This window comes from Luteimonas fraxinea (assembly GCF_021233355.1).
Lineage (GTDB): Bacteria > Pseudomonadota > Gammaproteobacteria > Xanthomonadales > Xanthomonadaceae > Luteimonas > Luteimonas fraxinea.
Genome location: NZ_CP089507.1, coordinates 275,258 through 291,672 on the forward strand (window position 1 = coordinate 275,258; position 16,415 = coordinate 291,672).

The window sequence follows — 16,415 nt, forward strand, 5'->3', positions numbered from 1 at the left end:
TTCCGACGGCCTACCGTGACCGCCCGCACCCTCGCATCAGACAGCGGCGACCCCGGCCAGAGTCCCCCGGACAGCCAGGCCGGACGCAAACCGGTGATCGTCCGCGAGGATCTGATCGCCGCCGCTCTGCGCCTGACCGGCGCGCACCGCAGCGTCTCGACCCTGAGCCTGCGCGAAGTGGCCCGGGAAGCCGGCATCGCGCCGAACAGCTTCTATCGCCAGTTCCATGACATGGACGAACTGGCGGTCGCCCTGATCGAGCTGGCCGGCGAATCCCTGCGCAACATCGTCGGCGACGCCCGCAAGCGCGCCGTCGCTGGCCGCAGCATCGTGCGCGGCTCGCTCGAAGCCTTCATGGAGCGCCTGCGCGCCGACGACAAGCTGCTGCACGTGCTGCTGCGCGAAGGCACCGTTGGTTCGGACGCCTTCAAGCGCGCCGTCGACCGCCAGCTGCAATTCTTCGAAGTCGAACTGCGCGCGGATCTGGTGCGCATCGCCGCCGCCCAGGGCATCGTGTTCCACGAACCGGGCCTGGTGGCGCGGGCGATCACCCGCCTGGTGTTCGCGATGGGTGGCACGGCGCTGGATTCCCCGCCCGAGCGCGACGAAGCGCTGGTGGACGAGCTGTCGCACATGATCCGCATGCTGCTGCGCGGTGCGCATGCGATGGGGAAGGTGAAGGGCCAGCGGTAAGGTTCGGACTTTGATCCGGCTTCGTGTCGAGAGACTCTGAAGCGCGCGATCAGCTGTCAGAAACAGCATCGTCGTCCCAGCGAAAGCTGGGAGCCATTTTGATTTTTGCGCCGTTCGCTGGCGTTTGATCAGTTCGACCGTCGCTCCGGCGTAGGCCGGGGCCCAGTGACTTTCGATGTGGGACACGGGCAACTTCCGTGATCGGCACGTTGCGCCCCGAAAATCAAAATGGATCCCAGCGTGCGCTGGGATGACGGGCTCAAAGATTCGTAGCTGCACGCGCGAAGTCGCTGGGCCCCGGCCTTTGCCGGGGCAACGGGCTTGAGTAATCCGTGATCGATAAGCACCAGCGGCGCGAGACGCGCGACCTCAAAGAATCTCGAACCTGTCCGCATCCAGCATCGCCGGGAAGTGCTCCCGATGCGCCTGCAACTGCGCCGCCGACAAGGTCGTCGTCGACACCACTTCCATGTCCGTCGATTCGCTCAACGGCTGGCCCAGCATGTCCAACACCACGCTGTCACCGGAATACGCCAAGCCATTGCCGTCCGTGCCGACGCGATTGACGCCGACCACGTAGCAGAGGTTCTCGATCGCCCGCGCGCGCAGCAGGGTCTTCCATGCATAGGCGCGCGCGGCGGGCCAGTTGGCGACGAACAGCTGCAGGTCGAAATCCAGTCCGTCCGGGCGCTCGACGTCGAAGCGGTTGCGGCAGAACACCGGGAAGCGCAGGTCGTAGCAGACCTGCGGATTGATCCGCCAGCCTTTCCATTCAACGGTCAACCGATCGCGACCGGCGGCGTAGCGCTTGTGTTCGTTCGCGTAACGGAACAGATGGCGTTTGTCGTAGTGCGTCAGCGCGCCGTCGGGCGTCGCCCACAGCATGCGGTTGTAGACGCCGTCGCCATCGCGCAGCTGCACGCTGCCGGTCACTGCCGCATCGAGCGCGACCGCCTGCTCGCGGATCCACGCGACGGTCGGGCCGTCCATGTCTTCGGCGCGGTCGATCGCGTCGTTACTGAAGCCGCTGGTGAAGGTCTCGGGCAGCACGACAAGATCGGTCAGGCCGTGCAGCGGCGCGATCAGATCCCCGTAGTAGTCACGGTTGGCCGCGGGGTCGTGCCACACGGTGGCGCCCTGGACGGTGGATACGCGGAGGTTCTGCATGGGGCGTTCCTTGTGTCGCATCTGTGCGACCGATGCCTCGATTCTCGGCGCTGCCGCGGGCGCGCTCAAGCGCATGGGTGGAACGGCGCGTCAACGCCGGCTCCACCCGCCCGTGCATACCGTGCTCACAGCCAGCCAGCCCACCATGGAGCCCGCCATGCCCGAGACCATCTACGACGCCCTGCGTGAGAGCCACGAACGCCAGCGCTCGCTGTGCCGCAAGCTGCTGCGCGCGTCCGCGCACAGCGAGCGCCGCATCGAACTGTTCACCGATCTGCGTATCGAGCTGGCGGCCCATGCCGCCGCCGAAGAGCGCTTTCTCTACGCACCGATCCTGATGCACGACGCCGGCCTCGACGCCTCGCGCCATGCACTGCACGAGCATCACCAGATGGACGAACTGGTCGAGGATCTGCAGACGAACGACCATGCAGGTGCGGCCTGGATGGCGAAGGCGAAGCAGCTGTCGGAGAAGGTGCACCACCATCTGCGCGAGGAAGAGCGCAAGTTCTTCCAGGTGTCGGGCAAGCTGCTGACCGACACCCAGAAGACCCGCGCGGCGCAGCGTTACCGCCGCGACCACGCACGCATGGAAAAGAAACTGCGCGAGGCGTGAGCTCTACGCGCTTAGCGCAACGTCCTGTCGCGCCGGCACTTTACGACGATGCACAGTGTGTTGCGGACGCAACGCACTTCGCGTGTCGCGGGAATCGACGCGGTCCAGTCCCGAGACCTGCAGACCGTCAGTTCGCTGCCCTGCCCGCCGCCTTCTGCTCGGCGATGAAGCGCCGCACTTCCTCTTCCAGCACCGGCAACGGCACCGAGCCCAGATTGAGGATGGTGTCGTGGAAGGGCCGCTGGTCGAAGGCCGGGCCGAGTTCGCGCTCGGCTTCTGCGCGCAGATCGAGGATCGTCTTGTAGCCGATGTAGTACGACAGCGCCTGGCCCGGCCAGGAGATGTAACGATCGATCTCGGTTACCACATCGTGGCGCGCAAGCGCGGTGTGGCTGGCGAGGTAATCGATCGCCTGGTCCCGCGTCCAGCCGTACTCGTGCAGACCGGTGTCGATGACCAGGCGCGCCGCGCGCCACATCTCGAACGTCAGCCGGCCGAATTCCTCGTACGGCGTCTCGTAGATGCCCATTCGCGTGCCGAGCCATTCGGTGTACAGACCCCAGCCTTCGCCGTAGCCGGAGAAGTAGGTCTGCTGGCGGAAATCCGGACGTGCCGGCGCTTCGAGGGCGAGCGCGGCCTGGAAGCTGTGCCCGGGCGCGCACTCGTGCAGCACCAGCGCCGGCAGGTTGTACAGCGGACGCGACGGCAGGTCGTAGGTGTTGAAGAAGCAGGCCTCCAGTCCGCCGCGGCCCGAGGTGTAGATCGGCGCGATGTCGTCGGCGACCGGCAGGATCGTGAAGCGGTAGCGCGGCAGCGTGCCGACCAAGTACTGCAGCTGGCCGTCGATCTTCTTGGCGATCAGCGAGGCCTCGCCCAGCAGCTCGCGCGGCGTCTTCGCGTAGAACTTCGGATCGGTGCGCAGGTACTCGATGAAGGCCGGCAGGTCGCCTTCGAAGCCGGCGCGGCCCATGACCTCGCGCATCTCCGCAGTGATGCGTTCGACCTCGGCGAGGCCGAAGTCGTGGATCTCGCGCGCGGTCATGTCGCGGGTGACGTACTCGCGGATCTGGGTCTGATAGAACGCGCGGCCATCGGGCAGATCGCTGGCGGCGATCGTCGTGCGCGTGCGCGGCAGATACTCGCCGCGGATGAAGGTCAGCAGCTTCGCGTACGCGGGAATCGTCTGCTCCAGCACGACGCGCCGGCCCTCCTCGCGCAGCTGGGTGCGCACGGGCTCGGGAATCGTGTTGGGAATGCGATCGAAGGTGACCAGTAGCGGATTCGTCTCGCCCGTCAGGACATAGGAATCGAGCGTCTTGTCGCGCCCTTCGAGCGTCGCACGCGGCACGCTCCAGCCACGCGCCAGACCGGTCTCCATGTTCGCGATCTGCTCGTCGAAATAGCGCGGCACGTCGGACAGGCGACCGATGAACCGACGCCAGTCGGCCTCGGTCTGGAACGGCTGGCGCGGATTGATGCCGCCCCAGAAGAAGCTGTCGCTGTTGAACGGTGCCTCGTAGGTACGCCAGCGTGCACTCGCTTCGCTGGCTTCGATCGAGGTGCGGAAGACGGCAGCATTGATGCGTTCTTCGCGGCCCAGCTGGTCGAGCGGAATCGCGTCGAGCGCATCGAGCGCTGCCTTCCAGTAATCCGCACGGCGCGCCCATGCGTCGGGCGTCACCGACGGTAGCCGGTCACTGCCCTGCCAGCGCCCGTCGACCTTCTCGCGCACGAATTCCGCCTGGCGCCATTCCCACTCGCGCGTGTAGAGATCGCGCAGCGCGGTCTCGGCGGCATTCGCCGGCGGCGCGAGCACCGGTGCAGGCGTGTCCTGCGCGATGACGGGCGACGCGACGCCGAGGGCGAGCGACAGGGACAGCACGAGGCGGGACAGCGTCATGTGGCGACGCGGGGCGAAGGACATCGGCGACTCCTGGAAAGCGGTGGTGGTCGTGTCGGCCCGCATGAGAGACGCAGGCGATCCTGCAAGGATGCCGGGAATGGGTTTGGCGTGCATGCACGGCGCTGTGCCGAGTACGTCGGATGCGCTGCGTGTTCCTCGGAGAGCAGCCCGCACTCCGTTCCCGCTCCCAGTGAGAGAAGGGTGCGGTGTCTGCGATCTGGCCGCGTGCAGGGCGCGACGCTCGTCGATGTCGAGCCCCCCTCCATCCAATGCACGCGACGCTCACGATCCACCACACACTCTTTCCATCGAACCGTCCGGAATCTCCAATGGCCAGCCCCACGCCAGCCACGTCCCTGCCCGTCGCACACAGCGCCACCGCGCGCGACACCGCCTGATGTCTGCTGCCCCGTCCGCCGTCGCTGCCTGTTCCGGGAAGCGGCACATCCCGGCGCCAGGCTTTGCGGAAGGCAATCCCGGCGCGGTCCTGCAGGCCGCGTCCGACGCGCTGTCCGCGGGCCGCGCGCCGGTGCTCGCGCTCGTCGTCGAGACCGAAGGCTCCACCTATGCCTCGATCGGCGCGCTCGCATTGTTCGGCGATGGGCCGCATGTCGGCTGGATCAGCGGTGGCTGCCTGGAACCGGAGATCGAACGCGTGGCCCGGGTGGCGGGCGATGCCGGCCGCCTTGAATGGCTGGACATCGATACCACCGACGACGACGCGCTGTTCTCGGGCAGCGCGGTCGGCTGCCGGGGCCGGCAGGTGCTGGCGTTGCTGCCGCTGGCCGCGATGCCACAGGTCGCGGATGCGATCGCGGCCTGGCGCGCCGGTGGCCAGGCACTGGCGATCACCCTCGAACGCACAGGCCGCATCGCCTGCCGTCTCGATGGCCGCGCGTGGTCCTGGACCTTGCCGGTCGGCGAAGCGCCGCAGACCACATCGAGCGACTGGACGCTCACCCTGCAACGCGCCCCGGAGGCGCTGATCCTCGGCGCCGGCCCGGAAACGCCGACGCTGATCCCGATGCTGCGGTCGCTGGGCTGGCGCGTGATCGTCGCCGAGCGCCGTGCGCGCTGGCGAGATGCCGCGGCCCCGCATACGGATCTGCTCGACCTGCATCCCGAAGCCGCCGTTGCCGCACATCCGCATGCGGACGTCGCGCTCGTCATGCACCACGGCTTCGAATCGGATCGCGATGCGCTGGCTGCGCTCGCCGGATCGCGAATTCCCTTCATCGGCCTGCTGGGCCCGCAGCGTCGCCGCGATGACCTGTTCAAGCTGCTGCGTCCTGCCGAACGGGAGGCGTTGTCCGGACGTCTGCGCTCGCCGGTCGGCATTCCGCACTGTGGCCGCGGACCGGAGGCGATCGCCCTGAGCATCGCCACACAGCTGCAGCAGTGGCGCGGCGCCCGCTGATCGCCCGCAACGGTGGACGACACCCGCATTCATTGACCGCACCACAACATGCGGCCCCGCATGCTCAACCCGCGCACGTCCGCGTGCCCACATCCAGCCAGCCATCCGAGCCAGCCAGAGGAATGCCCATGTCTCCCCTCACCCGCCGGGAACTGTTAAAGGCCGGCGCCGCGTCGGCCGGCGCAGTCGCCATGCCCGCCGTCACGCAGGCCGCCAATGCCGCGACCACGCCCACGCCCTTGCGGCCGCCCGTGCGTCAGCGAGTTTCGCTGGAAGTCAACGGCGAAACCGTCGAGCGCGAGGTCGACACCCGCACCACGCTGCTCGATTTCCTGCGCGAGGAACTGCACCTCACCGGCACCAAAAAGGGCTGCGATCACGGCCAGTGCGGGGCATGCACGGCGATCGTCGACGGCCGCCGCATCAACACCTGCCTGAGCCTGGCGGTGATGAATGCCGGCGCGAAGGTCACGACGATCGAAGGTCTCGGCACGCCCGAGAAGCTCCATCCGATGCAGGCTGCGTTCGTGAAGCACGACGGTTTCCAGTGCGGCTACTGCACGCCCGGTCAGATCTGTTCCGCGGTCGCGGTGCTGGGCGAGATCCGCGACGGCATTCCGAGTCACGTCACCACCGATCTCACCGCGCGTCCGGCCATCAGCGGCAGCGAAATCCGCGAACGCATGAGCGGCAATCTCTGTCGCTGCGGCGCTTACGCCAACATTCTCGATGCGATTGAAGATGTGGCCGGTACTGCGGGAGCACGCGCATGAAGGCATTCGAGTTCGAACGTGCGGCGTCGCCCGCGGCTGCGGCCACGGCGGCTGCGCGCAATCCCGGCACGAAGTTCATCGGCGGCGGCACCAATCTGCTCGATCTGATGAAGCTCGAGATCGAAACGCCGGCCCGTCTGGTCGACGTCAACGGTCTTTCGCTCGATACGATCGAGAAGAGTGACGACGGTGGCCTGCGCATCGGCGCCGGCGTGCGCAACACAGATCTCGCCGCGGATCGTCGCGTGCGCAAGGATTACCCGCTGCTGTCGCGCGCCCTGCTCGCCGGGGCGTCTGGCCAGCTGCGCAATCGCGCGACGACCGCCGGCAACCTGCTGCAGCGCACGCGCTGCCCCTACTTCTACGACACCGATCAGGCCTGCAACAAGCGCCTGCCGGGCAGCGGCTGCGGCGCGATCGAAGGCTACAGCCGCCAACTCGCGGTGATCGGTGGCAGCAAGGACTGCATCGCCACGCACCCCAGCGACATGGCGGTGGCGATGCGTGCGCTCGACGCGGTCGTCGAAACCGTCAAGGCCGACGGCCAGACGCGTCGCATCCCGCTGGATGATTTCTATCTCGCGCCGGGCAATACGCCGCAGCGCGAAACGGTGCTCGAAGCCGGCGAGCTGATCACGGCCGTCGTGCTGCCGCCGCCGGTCGGCGGTCGCCAGATCTATCGCAAGGTCCGCGATCGCGCGTCGTATGCGTTCGCGCTGGTGTCGGTCGCCGCCATCGTGCAGCGCGACGGCAGCGGACGCGTGGTCGTCGGCGGTGTCGCGCACAAACCCTGGCGCAGCGATGCGGCCGATGCAGAACTGCCGCGCGGTGCCAAGGCCGTCGCGGCGCGTCTGTTCGAAGGCGCCGCGCCGACCGAAGACAACCGGTTCAAGCTGATCCTCGCCGAGCGCACCATCGCTGCGGCCCTGGCCGAAGCCCAGGAGGCCACGTCATGAAGTTCGACACACCCGCAGGCCAGAACCCGATCGATGCGATGCGCGTCGTCGGCCAGCCGCTCGACCGCATCGACGGCCCGCACAAGGTCACCGGCACCGCGCATTACGCCTACGAATGGCATGACGTCACCGAACGCGCGGCCTATGGCCACGTCATCGGCGCCGGCATCGCGAAGGGGCGCATCGCCTCGATCGACACCAGCGCTGCCGAACGCGCGCCTGGCGTGCTCGCGGTCGTCACCGCGCAGAACGCCGGCAAGCTGGGCCAGGGCCGCATGAACACCGCGAAGCTGCTCGGCGGGCCGGAGATCCAGCACTACCACCAGGCGATCGCACTCGTGGTCGCAGACACCTTTGAGCAGGCACGCGCGGCTGCGTCGCTGGTGCATGTGGTCTATACGCGCGGTCGCGGCCGTTTTTCGCTGGAAGCCGAAAAGGACAACGCGGTGAAACCGCAGGGCGGCGACACGCCGGCGGATACCGCGGTCGGCGATTTCGATGCCGCATTCGCATCGGCCGAAGTCACGCTGGACGAGACCTACACCACGCCCGACCAGTCGCACGCAATGATGGAGCCGATGGCCTCGCTCGCTGAGTGGGACGGCGACAAGGTCACGATCTGGACATCGAACCAGATGATCGCCTGGGGCAAGGGCGATGTGGCCCGCACGCTCGGCATTGCACCGGACAAGGTGCGTCTGGTGTCGCCGTACATCGGCGGCGGCTTCGGCGGCAAGCTCTTCGTGCGCGCCGATGCCGTACTCGCCGCGCTGGGCGCGAAGGCCGCCAAGCGTGCAGTCAAGGTCGCGCTGCATCGCCCACTGATCGCCAACAACACGACGCACCGCCCCGCCACGCTGCAGCGCATCCGCATCGGCGCAAACAAGGACGGCCGCATCACCGCGATGGGCCACGAAAGCTGGTCTGGCGATCTGGAAGGCGGCGGCCCCGAGGTCGCCGTGCAGCAGACGCGTCTGCTTTACGCCGGCGAGCACCGCATGAGCAAGATGCGTCTCGCGACGCTCGATCTGCCGGAAGGCAATGCGATGCGCGCGCCGGGCGAGACGCCGGGCATGATGGCGCTGGAAATCGCGATCGACGAAATCGCCGACAAGCTCGGCATGGATCCGGTCGAGTTCCGCATTCGCAACGACACCCAGGTCGATCCGGAAAAGCCCGAGCGCCCTTTCTCGCAGCGTCAGCTGGTCGAGTGCCTGCGCCAGGGCGCGGAGAAGTTCGGCTGGGATGCTCGCAAGGCGCACGGCAGCGTGCGTGACGGCCGCTGGCTGATCGGCATGGGCGTGGCCGCGGGCTTCCGCAACGCGCCGGTGATGAAGTCCGGCGCCCGCGTGCGCCTCGATGGCGATGGCCGCGTCACCGTCGAAACCGACATGACCGACATCGGCACCGGCAGCTATACGATCATTGCGCAGACCGCAGCCGAAACGCTGGGCCTGCCGATCGAATCGATCGACGTGAAGCTGGGCGATTCCGACTTCCCCGCGTCCGCCGGTTCCGGTGGCCAGTGGGGCGCGAACAGCGCGACCGCTGGCGTCTATGCGGCCTGCATGAAGCTGCGTGAGGTCGTGGCGACCAAGCTCGAGCTCGATCCCGCAACGGCGGAATTCGTCGACGGCAAGGTCAGCGCCGGCGGCAAGTCGGTCTCACTCGCCGATGCCGCAGGCGACGGGCAGATCGTCGTCGAAGACGCGATCGAATTCGGCGATCTCGACAAGCAGAAGGTGCTCAGCACTTTCGCCGCGCACTTCGCTGAAGTCGGTGTCGACATGCACACGGGCGAGACGCGCGTGCGCCGCATGCTGTCGGTCGCGGCGGCCGGCCGCATCCTCAATCCGAAGCAGGCACGCAGCCAGATGATCGGCGCGATGACGATGGGCGTGGGTGCCGCGCTGAGCGAGGAACTGGCCGTCGATACGACCATGGGCTTTTTCGTCAATCACGACCTCGCCGGTTACGAAGTGCCGGTGCACGCGGACATCCCGGTGCAGGAGGTGGTGTTTCTCGACGAAGCCGATGCCGACAGCTCGCCGATGAAGGCGAAGGGCGTGGGTGAGCTCGGTTTGTGCGGTGTGCCCGCGGCGATCGCCAACGCGATCCACAACGCGACCGGCGTCCGGGTGCGCGAGTACCCGATCACGCTGGAGAAGGTGATCGGCGGATTGCCGGATATCGCCTGACGCGAGCTCTGTTCTGAAGCCCCTCTCCCTCCGGGAGAGGGGTTGGGTGAGGGCGAGGCGCGCAGCGAACACCTTTGCCCTCACCCGACGCGCTTCTCGCGTCGACCTCTCCCAGAGGGAGAGGTGCTCAGGTTTACGGGGAGATGTGAATCAGCTGCCCTCGAGGAAGTGCCGACTCCAGGCGCCTCTCATCTGCGCAGATTCTGAGCCCCTCTCCCTTAGGGAGAGGGGTTGGGGTGAGGGCGAGGCGCGCAGCGAACACCTTTGCCCTCACCCGACGCGCTCCGCGCGTCGACCTCTCCCAGAGGGAGAGGTGCTCAGGTTTCTGCAGAGATGTGAATCAGCTGCCCTCGAGAAAGTGTCGACTCCAGGCTCCACTCATCTGCGCAGATTCCGAGCCCCTCTCCCTCTGGGAGAGGGGTTGGGGTGAGGGCGAGGCTCGCAGCGAACACCTCTGCCCTCATCCGACGCGCTTCTCGCGTCGACCTCTCCCGGAGGGAGAAGTGCTCAGGTTTCTGCGAAGACCGAATCAGCAGCCTCGAACAACGCAAGATCGGGAATCACGATGCGCAACGCGCACTCCTGAAGCAATCGCGTTCACCCCGGAATCACGCGCCCGCCAATCCACCACCCGCATGCCCCGGCAACGCATCCTCGTCATGCGAATCCGGATCGTCGAATGCATCGACCTCGCTGGCGATGCCTGCCTTCGGATTCGGCGTCGGGTCGCGCGGTGGCGAGTCCGGGTTCTGCGGGGCGTCATGCTGCAACACGTCTTCCTGCGGCGTCATTCCAGTGTCCTCGTTGATGGGAAAAAGACCGTACGTGCGACCTCGTGAAAACGGGATGCGCGTGTCAGGTCGGACATCGCGCTCGTCGGGCGCACGTCCCTGAGGACGCGCCGCCCCACCCTCAGACATACCGCGGAATCGGCCCACGCTGTGGCGTCTGGTCCGGCAGATCCACTTCCAACTCATCCACGAAACACCAGCCCCAGCCTTCGGGCGGGTCGTAGCCTTCGATGATCGGGTGGCCGGTCGCGTGGTAGTGCGCAGTGGCATGGCGATTGGGCGAATCGTCGCAGCAGCCGACGTGCCCACAGGTGCGGCACAGGCGCAGATGCACCCAGGGGCTGTCGATCGCGAGGCAGTCTTCGCAGCCGCGTGCGCTGGCCACGACGGTGGTGATGGTGTCGAGGTGGGTGCAGGTGTCGGCCATCAGGCGGTCGCCTTCTCTTGGGTGTCGGAACGTGCGGCCTCGTCGGCCGCGGCCAGGTACTGGTGGATCTGCGAGACCACGGCGGCGCCCTCGCCCACCGCCGCCGCGACACGCTTCACCGATCCCGCACGCACGTCGCCGATCGCGAACACGCCGGGGCGATCGGTCTGCAGCGAGGTCGAGCGTCCCGGCCCTGCGCCCTCGGCGCCAGTAGTCACGAAGCCCGCATGGTCCAGTGCGATGCAATCGGTCAGCCAGCCGGTGTTGGGATCGGCGCCGACGAACAGGAACACATGACGCAAATCGCAGTGATGGGTCTCGCCGGAGTCGCGCTCGCGATACGTCGCGCCGACCAGTCCACGTTCCGTGTCGCCTTCCAGCGTGACCAGTTCGGTGCGCGTGTGCAGCACCACGTTCGGCAATGCCTTGATGCGGTCGATCAGATAGCGCGACATCGATGCTTCGAGTCCGGCGCCGCGTACGACGAGGTGCAGCGTCTTCACTTTCGGCGCGAGGAACACCACCGCCTGGCCGGCGGAATTGCTGCCGCCGATCAGCGCGACTTCCTCGCCCTCGCACAGCCGCGCTTCGACCGGTGACGCCCAGTAAGACACGCCGCCGCCTTCGAACAGCGACAGGTTCTCGATGTCCGGCCTCCGGTAGCGCGCGCCCGAAGCGATGACGACGGTACGTGCGCGCACGACTTCGCCCGATGTCAGATGCAGGGCATGCGGCGCCAGTCCGTTTTCCACTTCGGCATCACCGCCGCAGGCCAGTGTCGCGACCTCCAGCGGAATCGCGAGTTCGGCGCCGAACTTCAAGGCCTGGTTGTAGGCGCGCCCAGCGAGCGCTTGGCCGGAGATGCCGGTCGGAAAGCCGAGATAGTTTTCGATCCGCGCAGACGCGCCGGCCTGACCGCCGATCGCACGCTGGTCGAGCACGATCACCGACAGTCCTTCGGACGCCGCGTACACCGCCGCGGCAAGACCCGCAGGTCCCGCGCCGACGATCGCGACGTCGTGCAGCGCATCGGGATCGAGTTCTGGCGTCATGCCCAGACACGTCGCAGCCTCCGCGTTGCCGGGGCGTTTGAGTACCGTGCCGTTCGGGCAGATCATCAGCGGCAGATCGCCGGGCTGGATGCCGAGCCGTTCGACGATCTCCCGGCCTTCGTCGCTGTCGGCATCCATCAGCGTGTTCGGATAGCCGTTGCGGGTGAGGAAACTCTGCAACGCTGTCAGATGCGCGTCGCCCGTCAGGCCGACCAGCACCGAACCCGAGGCATCGCCTTCGATCAGGCCGACGCGGCGCAGGATCAAGGCACGCATGACGATTTCGCCGAGTTCCGCTGCGCCCACCACCAGCGCGCGCAGATGCGCGGCATCGATCGGCACGACCGTGCAGCCGCTGTCCGCGGCCTGCCCCGCCGCCAGCGATGCGCGTCCGGCGAGCTGGCTCACCTCGCCGGTGAACTGCCCCGCACCCTGCGTGGTGATCGGCTTCTCGTGGCCCAGCCCGTCGCGACGCACGACATTGATCGCGCCTTCGAGTACCAGCCACACCGGTGCGTCGCAATCGCCGACATCGAACAGCACTTCGCCGGCCATGCAGGTCCGCGGCGGACCGCTGGCGAAGCGGCGCGCGGTCGCGATCTGGGCGGCATCCAGCACCGGGAACATCTGGTGACGGCGGTCGTCGGCAAGCGCCATGGGCGGTGTCCGTGAGAGGTGCCTGCATCATGCACCCGCAATGCGGCAGCGCGTCGCACGGGCGTGTCTACCCGGGAGGCGGCAGGATCACCGGCGCATGTACGTCCATCAGTTCGACGATCCAGTCGATGAACACCCGCAGCTTCGCGCTGACGTGCCGGTTCGGCGGAAACGCGACGTGCATCGGCATCGGATCGAGCGTCCAGTCTTCGAACAGCGTCACCAGCTCGCCGCTCGCCACATACGGCCCGGCCATGTACGCCGGCAGCCACAGCACGCCCATGCCGGCGAGACCAGCCGCGAGATAGGCGTTGCCGTCGTCCAGCGCCACCACGTAACGCCCCTGCGCCTGCACGCGCTCGTCGCCGCGACGCATGGCATACGGCAGCGGCTTGCCAGTGCGCGCCCACAGGAAACCGACGATGCGGTGGTGCGAATCCTCCAGCTCGCGCGGATGCGCGGGCGCGCCCAAGCGCTGCAGATACGCGGGCGATGCGTGCACGCCGAGCTGAAGATCGCCGACATGCCGCGCGATCAGCGACTGGTCGGTGATGGTGCCGCCGCGCACCACGCAGTCCACGTTCTCACCGATCAGATCCACGCGCCGGTCGCTGACGCCGAGATCGAGCTGGATCTCCGGATAACGCCGATGGAAGTCCGGCAACGCCGGCGCCAGGATCATCCGCGCGAACGGACTGGGTACATCGACACGCAGACGTCCACGCGGCGCAGTCGACGCGTTCGACAGGCTGGTCTCGGCATCGTCCATGTCGGCCAGCAGACGCACCACGCGCTCGTAGTACGCCGCGCCATCGGCGGTCACGTTGACCTGCCGCGTCGTGCGGTTGAGCAGCTTTACCCGCAGCCGCGCCTCCAACTGCTGCACCAGCTGCGTCACCGTGGTCCGGCTCATGTGCAGGGTGGCGGCCGCCTTGGTGAAACTGCCGGTCTCCACCACACGCGCGAATGCCTGCATCGCATCGAATCGGTCCATCGGTAGTCCAGCCGCGGAGATTGTTCGGATTCTACGAACAGTGCTGGGTAGCGCTGCGTGTTTATCGCGCGGGCCTGCGTCCGCAGACTGGGGGCATCGCACTCACAGGAGAATCCCATGGCAACTCGTGACGCTGTCTTTCCCGCCGGCCGCCATGCGCTGTACGACAAGCACCGCTATTCGCCGGCCATCCGTTCCGACGGCTTTCTGTTCGTCGCCGGCCAGGTCGGCAGCCGCGAAGACGGTTCGCCCGAACCGGAGTTCGAGCAGCAGGTGCGCCGCGCGTTCGAGAACCTCAACGCCGTGCTCGCCGCCGCCGGCGCCACGTTCGACGATGTCGTCGACGTGACGTTCTTCGTCGTCGATCCCGCGAACCGCTTCGAACGGGCCTGGGAGATCGTGCCCGAGTACTGGGGCGAGGCGCCGTTTCCGACCGCGACGGTGGTGGGCGTGACCTGGCTGGCGGGCTTCGACTTCGAGATCAAGGTGATTGCGAAGTTGCCGGATGGTGCTGCTGGCTGATGGATTTGATAGGCCGGAGGCATGACCGAGGTAGTCATCGCTCATTTCGCCGGTCCTGGCGAAAGCCGGGATGAAGGGCATGCGCAATGCGTCTTCCGCGGCACGTCGAAAGTCGAAAAAACAAAGGGCCCTTTCGGGCCCTTTGTCATGTACGCCACTCTGGAAACACTCAACCCGCAGGCGGCGTCGTTCCCGTCGTCGCCGGTACCGCTGCAGGTGCGGCCGCAGCGTCCGGTGTCGTAGCCGGCTGTGCCAGAGCAGCCGGTGCACCCGGCGCGCCACCCGTCGGCGTAATGCGCCAGATGGTGTTAGCCAGATCGTCCGCCACCAGCAGCGCGCCACGCGGGTCGACGGTCACGCCGACCGGACGGCCACGTGCCTTGCCGTCTTCGCCGAGGAAGCCGGTGGCAAAGTCGATCGCTTCGCCCGACGGCTTGCCGTCGCGGAACGGCACGAACGAGACCTTGTAGCCCACCGGCGGATTGCGGTTCCAACTGCCGTGCTGACCGACGAACACGCCGTTGGCGAACTGCGCGCCCATCGTCGGCGTGGAGAACGCGACGCCGAGCGCGGCGACGTGCGAGCCCAGCGCAAAGTCCGGTGCAATCGCCGAGGCGACCTTTTCCGGGTTCTGCGGACGCACGCGCTCGTCGACGTTCTGGCCCCAGTAGCTGTAGGGCCAGCCGTAGAAGCCGCCCGGACGCACGCTGGTCAGGTAATCGGGCACCAGCTCGCCGCCGATTTCGTCGCGCTCGTTGACCACGGCCCACAGCTGGTCCATGCCAGGCTGCATCGCTAGGGCGGTCGGGTTGCGCAGACCGGTCGCGAACACGCGATGGAAGCCGGTTGCCGCTTCCACCTGCCAGACCATCGCGCGGTTTTCTTCGACCGCCAGACCGCGCTCGGTGATGTTGCTGTCCGAGCCGATGCCGACGAACAGATAACGACCGTCGGCACTGATCGTCAGCGCCTTGGTCCAGTGGTGATTGATCGCCGCCGGCAGCTTGGTGATCTCTTCCGGCGCACCGGCCGCGTTGACCGCGCCCGCCGTGTACGGGAAACGCAGCAGCGCGTCCTGCGTAGCGACGTAGATCGAGTCGTTGCCGAACGCCAGACCATAAGGCGCATCGAGATTGTCGGCGAACACCGAACGGTTCTCGTAGGTGCCGTCGCCATCGGTGTCGCGCAGCAGGGTCAGACGGTTGCCGCTGTCGACCTGCGTGTTGCCGCGGGCCTTGATCATGCCGGCGATGATGTCCTTCGGGGTGAGCTTCGGCGCACGGCCGCCGCGGCCTTCGGCGACGAGGATGTCGCCGTTGGGCAGTACCAGCATCTGACGCGGGATCAGCAGGTTGTCGGCGATCGGCGCGATTTCGTAACCCTCCGGCACCGTCGGCAGCTGATCGCCCCACTCGGACGGCAGCGAGATCTTCAGCGTCGGGAACAGACCGCGCTGCGGCTTCGGCAGCTCCGGCGACGGACCGACATAGGTTTCTTCCGGCGTACCGCCGCAGGCCACGAGCGCGAGCGCCAGCGCAGGCACCAGGGCGCGCGTCAGCAGCGCGGACTTCGAGCGCTTCGAGTGAAGACGGTTCATGGCAGCACCTCCCGGCGACGCAAGGTGCCGCCGAGCGCGAACCACAGGCTCGCGCCGATCGACAGCACGCACAGCACCGACCACACCAGCGCCTGCGGCATCTTCTGCCAGGCGTCCATGGCGTGGATCAGCGAATTGAGGAAACCGAGCACACAGGTCAGCGCCAGCAGGCCCACATAGATGAAACGGGTACGCGTGCGCGCCGTCGGCGTGATCAGCGACACCAGCGCCCAGACGAGCGCGATGACTGCAAACACCATCGCACCGACCAGCAGCCAGGACGCGAAGTTGGTCCACTGGATCTCATAGGACCGCGCGTACGCGATATCGGCGAGCAAGGCGCCAAGGAAAAGAGGGAATGCACTGCTGACCAGCAACAGGTGCAACGGGTTCAGCGGCCGGTACGGCTGCGTCACGAGTACGGGGGGTGTCTGCATGGGAAGTCTCATCGTCGGCGGGGCCGCGTCACGCCAGGCGATCCACGGTGCGCCGGAGACATTCGTACATTCGGGCGCAAGGCGTAGTGAATGCGTTGGGTTGAAGTGCGGCAGGGCGTTGGATTGCGCCTAGCAGGCTCAGGTAGGGCAGACGTTTAGCGTCTGGAGATCAACCCCTGCGTGTCGATGAGCGCTCTGCGCTTTTTCTTCGCTGC

15 protein-coding genes are annotated in these 16,415 nt (G+C 67.2%); 7 read left to right on the forward strand and 8 right to left on the reverse strand.

Going from position 1 to position 16,415, the window contains the following annotated elements:
- The first annotated feature begins 15 nt into the window (after window positions 1-15).
- A complete protein-coding gene (gene fabR, locus LU699_RS01180; RefSeq protein ID WP_425491080.1) occupies window positions 16-693 on the forward strand; it encodes an HTH-type transcriptional repressor FabR in 678 nt (225 codons plus the stop codon).
- Between the two features lie 369 nt (window positions 694-1,062).
- Here fabR and LU699_RS01185 read toward each other — a convergent pair whose 3' ends face one another.
- The gene (locus tag LU699_RS01185; protein ID WP_232138101.1) at window positions 1,063-1,860 is read right to left on the reverse strand and encodes an amidohydrolase; all 798 of its coding nucleotides are present in this window, start codon (window positions 1,858-1,860) and stop codon (window positions 1,063-1,065) included.
- A gap of 157 nt (window positions 1,861-2,017) precedes the next feature.
- On the opposite strand from LU699_RS01185, the gene LU699_RS01190 reads away from it, so the two are divergent.
- Entirely contained in the window at window positions 2,018-2,476 is a 459-nt protein-coding gene (locus LU699_RS01190) for a hemerythrin domain-containing protein (protein ID WP_232138102.1), read from the forward strand.
- A gap of 127 nt (window positions 2,477-2,603) precedes the next feature.
- Here the strand turns inward: LU699_RS01190 and LU699_RS01195 are convergent, their stop codons facing one another.
- On the reverse strand, window positions 2,604-4,400 hold the full coding sequence (locus LU699_RS01195; protein WP_425491237.1) for a DUF885 domain-containing protein: 1,797 nt from the start codon (window positions 4,398-4,400) through the stop codon (window positions 2,604-2,606).
- A gap of 376 nt (window positions 4,401-4,776) precedes the next feature.
- Between LU699_RS01195 and LU699_RS01200 the strand changes: the two genes are divergently transcribed.
- From LU699_RS01200 to paoC, 4 genes are all read left to right on the forward strand, one after another.
- The gene (locus LU699_RS01200) at window positions 4,777-5,796 is read left to right on the forward strand and encodes an XdhC family protein (RefSeq protein WP_232138104.1); all 1,020 of its coding nucleotides are present in this window, start codon (window positions 4,777-4,779) and stop codon (window positions 5,794-5,796) included.
- A 122-nt stretch (window positions 5,797-5,918) separates the two neighbouring features.
- Entirely contained in the window at window positions 5,919-6,569 is a 651-nt protein-coding gene (gene paoA / locus LU699_RS01205; protein ID WP_425491090.1) for an aldehyde dehydrogenase iron-sulfur subunit PaoA, read from the forward strand.
- A complete protein-coding gene (locus LU699_RS01210; RefSeq protein WP_232138110.1) occupies window positions 6,566-7,525 on the forward strand; it encodes an FAD binding domain-containing protein in 960 nt (319 codons plus the stop codon). The genes paoA and LU699_RS01210 overlap by 4 nt, the downstream gene beginning before the upstream one ends.
- Window positions 7,522-9,723, forward strand: coding sequence for an aldehyde oxidoreductase molybdenum-binding subunit PaoC (paoC, locus tag LU699_RS01215; protein ID WP_232138111.1), 2,202 nt, complete (start codon window positions 7,522-7,524; stop codon window positions 9,721-9,723). Before LU699_RS01210 ends, paoC begins: the two co-directional genes overlap by 4 nt.
- A 608-nt stretch (window positions 9,724-10,331) precedes the next feature.
- On the opposite strand, the gene LU699_RS01220 is transcribed toward paoC, so the two are convergent.
- The 4 genes from LU699_RS01220 to LU699_RS01235 all read right to left on the reverse strand — a co-directional run bounded on the left by LU699_RS01220 (window position 10,332) and on the right by LU699_RS01235 (window position 13,644).
- On the reverse strand, window positions 10,332-10,514 hold the full coding sequence (locus LU699_RS01220; RefSeq protein WP_232138112.1) for a hypothetical protein: 183 nt from the start codon (window positions 10,512-10,514) through the stop codon (window positions 10,332-10,334).
- A 121-nt stretch (window positions 10,515-10,635) separates the two neighbouring features.
- A complete protein-coding gene (locus LU699_RS01225; protein ID WP_232138113.1) occupies window positions 10,636-10,941 on the reverse strand; it encodes a UBP-type zinc finger domain-containing protein in 306 nt (101 codons plus the stop codon).
- Window positions 10,941-12,650, reverse strand: a complete 1,710-nt coding sequence (locus LU699_RS01230; protein WP_336246136.1) for an FAD-dependent oxidoreductase — start codon at window positions 12,648-12,650, stop codon at window positions 10,941-10,943. Before LU699_RS01230 ends, LU699_RS01225 begins: the two co-directional genes overlap by 1 nt.
- Window positions 12,651-12,717: 67 nt before the next feature.
- On the reverse strand, window positions 12,718-13,644 hold the full coding sequence (locus tag LU699_RS01235; RefSeq protein WP_232138114.1) for a LysR family transcriptional regulator: 927 nt from the start codon (window positions 13,642-13,644) through the stop codon (window positions 12,718-12,720).
- Window positions 13,645-13,761: 117 nt separating this feature from the next.
- Between LU699_RS01235 and LU699_RS01240 the strand changes: the two genes are divergently transcribed.
- Window positions 13,762-14,166: a Rid family hydrolase gene (locus LU699_RS01240; protein ID WP_232138115.1), complete on the forward strand. Its 405-nt coding sequence runs from the start codon at window positions 13,762-13,764 to the stop codon at window positions 14,164-14,166.
- Window positions 14,167-14,335: 169 nt separating this feature from the next.
- On the opposite strand, the gene LU699_RS01245 is transcribed toward LU699_RS01240, so the two are convergent.
- Together LU699_RS01245 and LU699_RS01250 are read right to left on the reverse strand one after the other, a co-directional pair.
- Complete coding sequence (locus LU699_RS01245) at window positions 14,336-15,763, reverse strand: PQQ-dependent sugar dehydrogenase (protein WP_232138116.1); 1,428 nt, start codon at window positions 15,761-15,763, stop codon at window positions 14,336-14,338.
- Entirely contained in the window at window positions 15,760-16,200 is a 441-nt protein-coding gene (locus tag LU699_RS01250; protein ID WP_232138117.1) for a DUF2231 domain-containing protein, read from the reverse strand. The genes LU699_RS01245 and LU699_RS01250 overlap by 4 nt, the downstream gene beginning before the upstream one ends.
- Window positions 16,201-16,415: the final 215 nt, after the last annotated feature.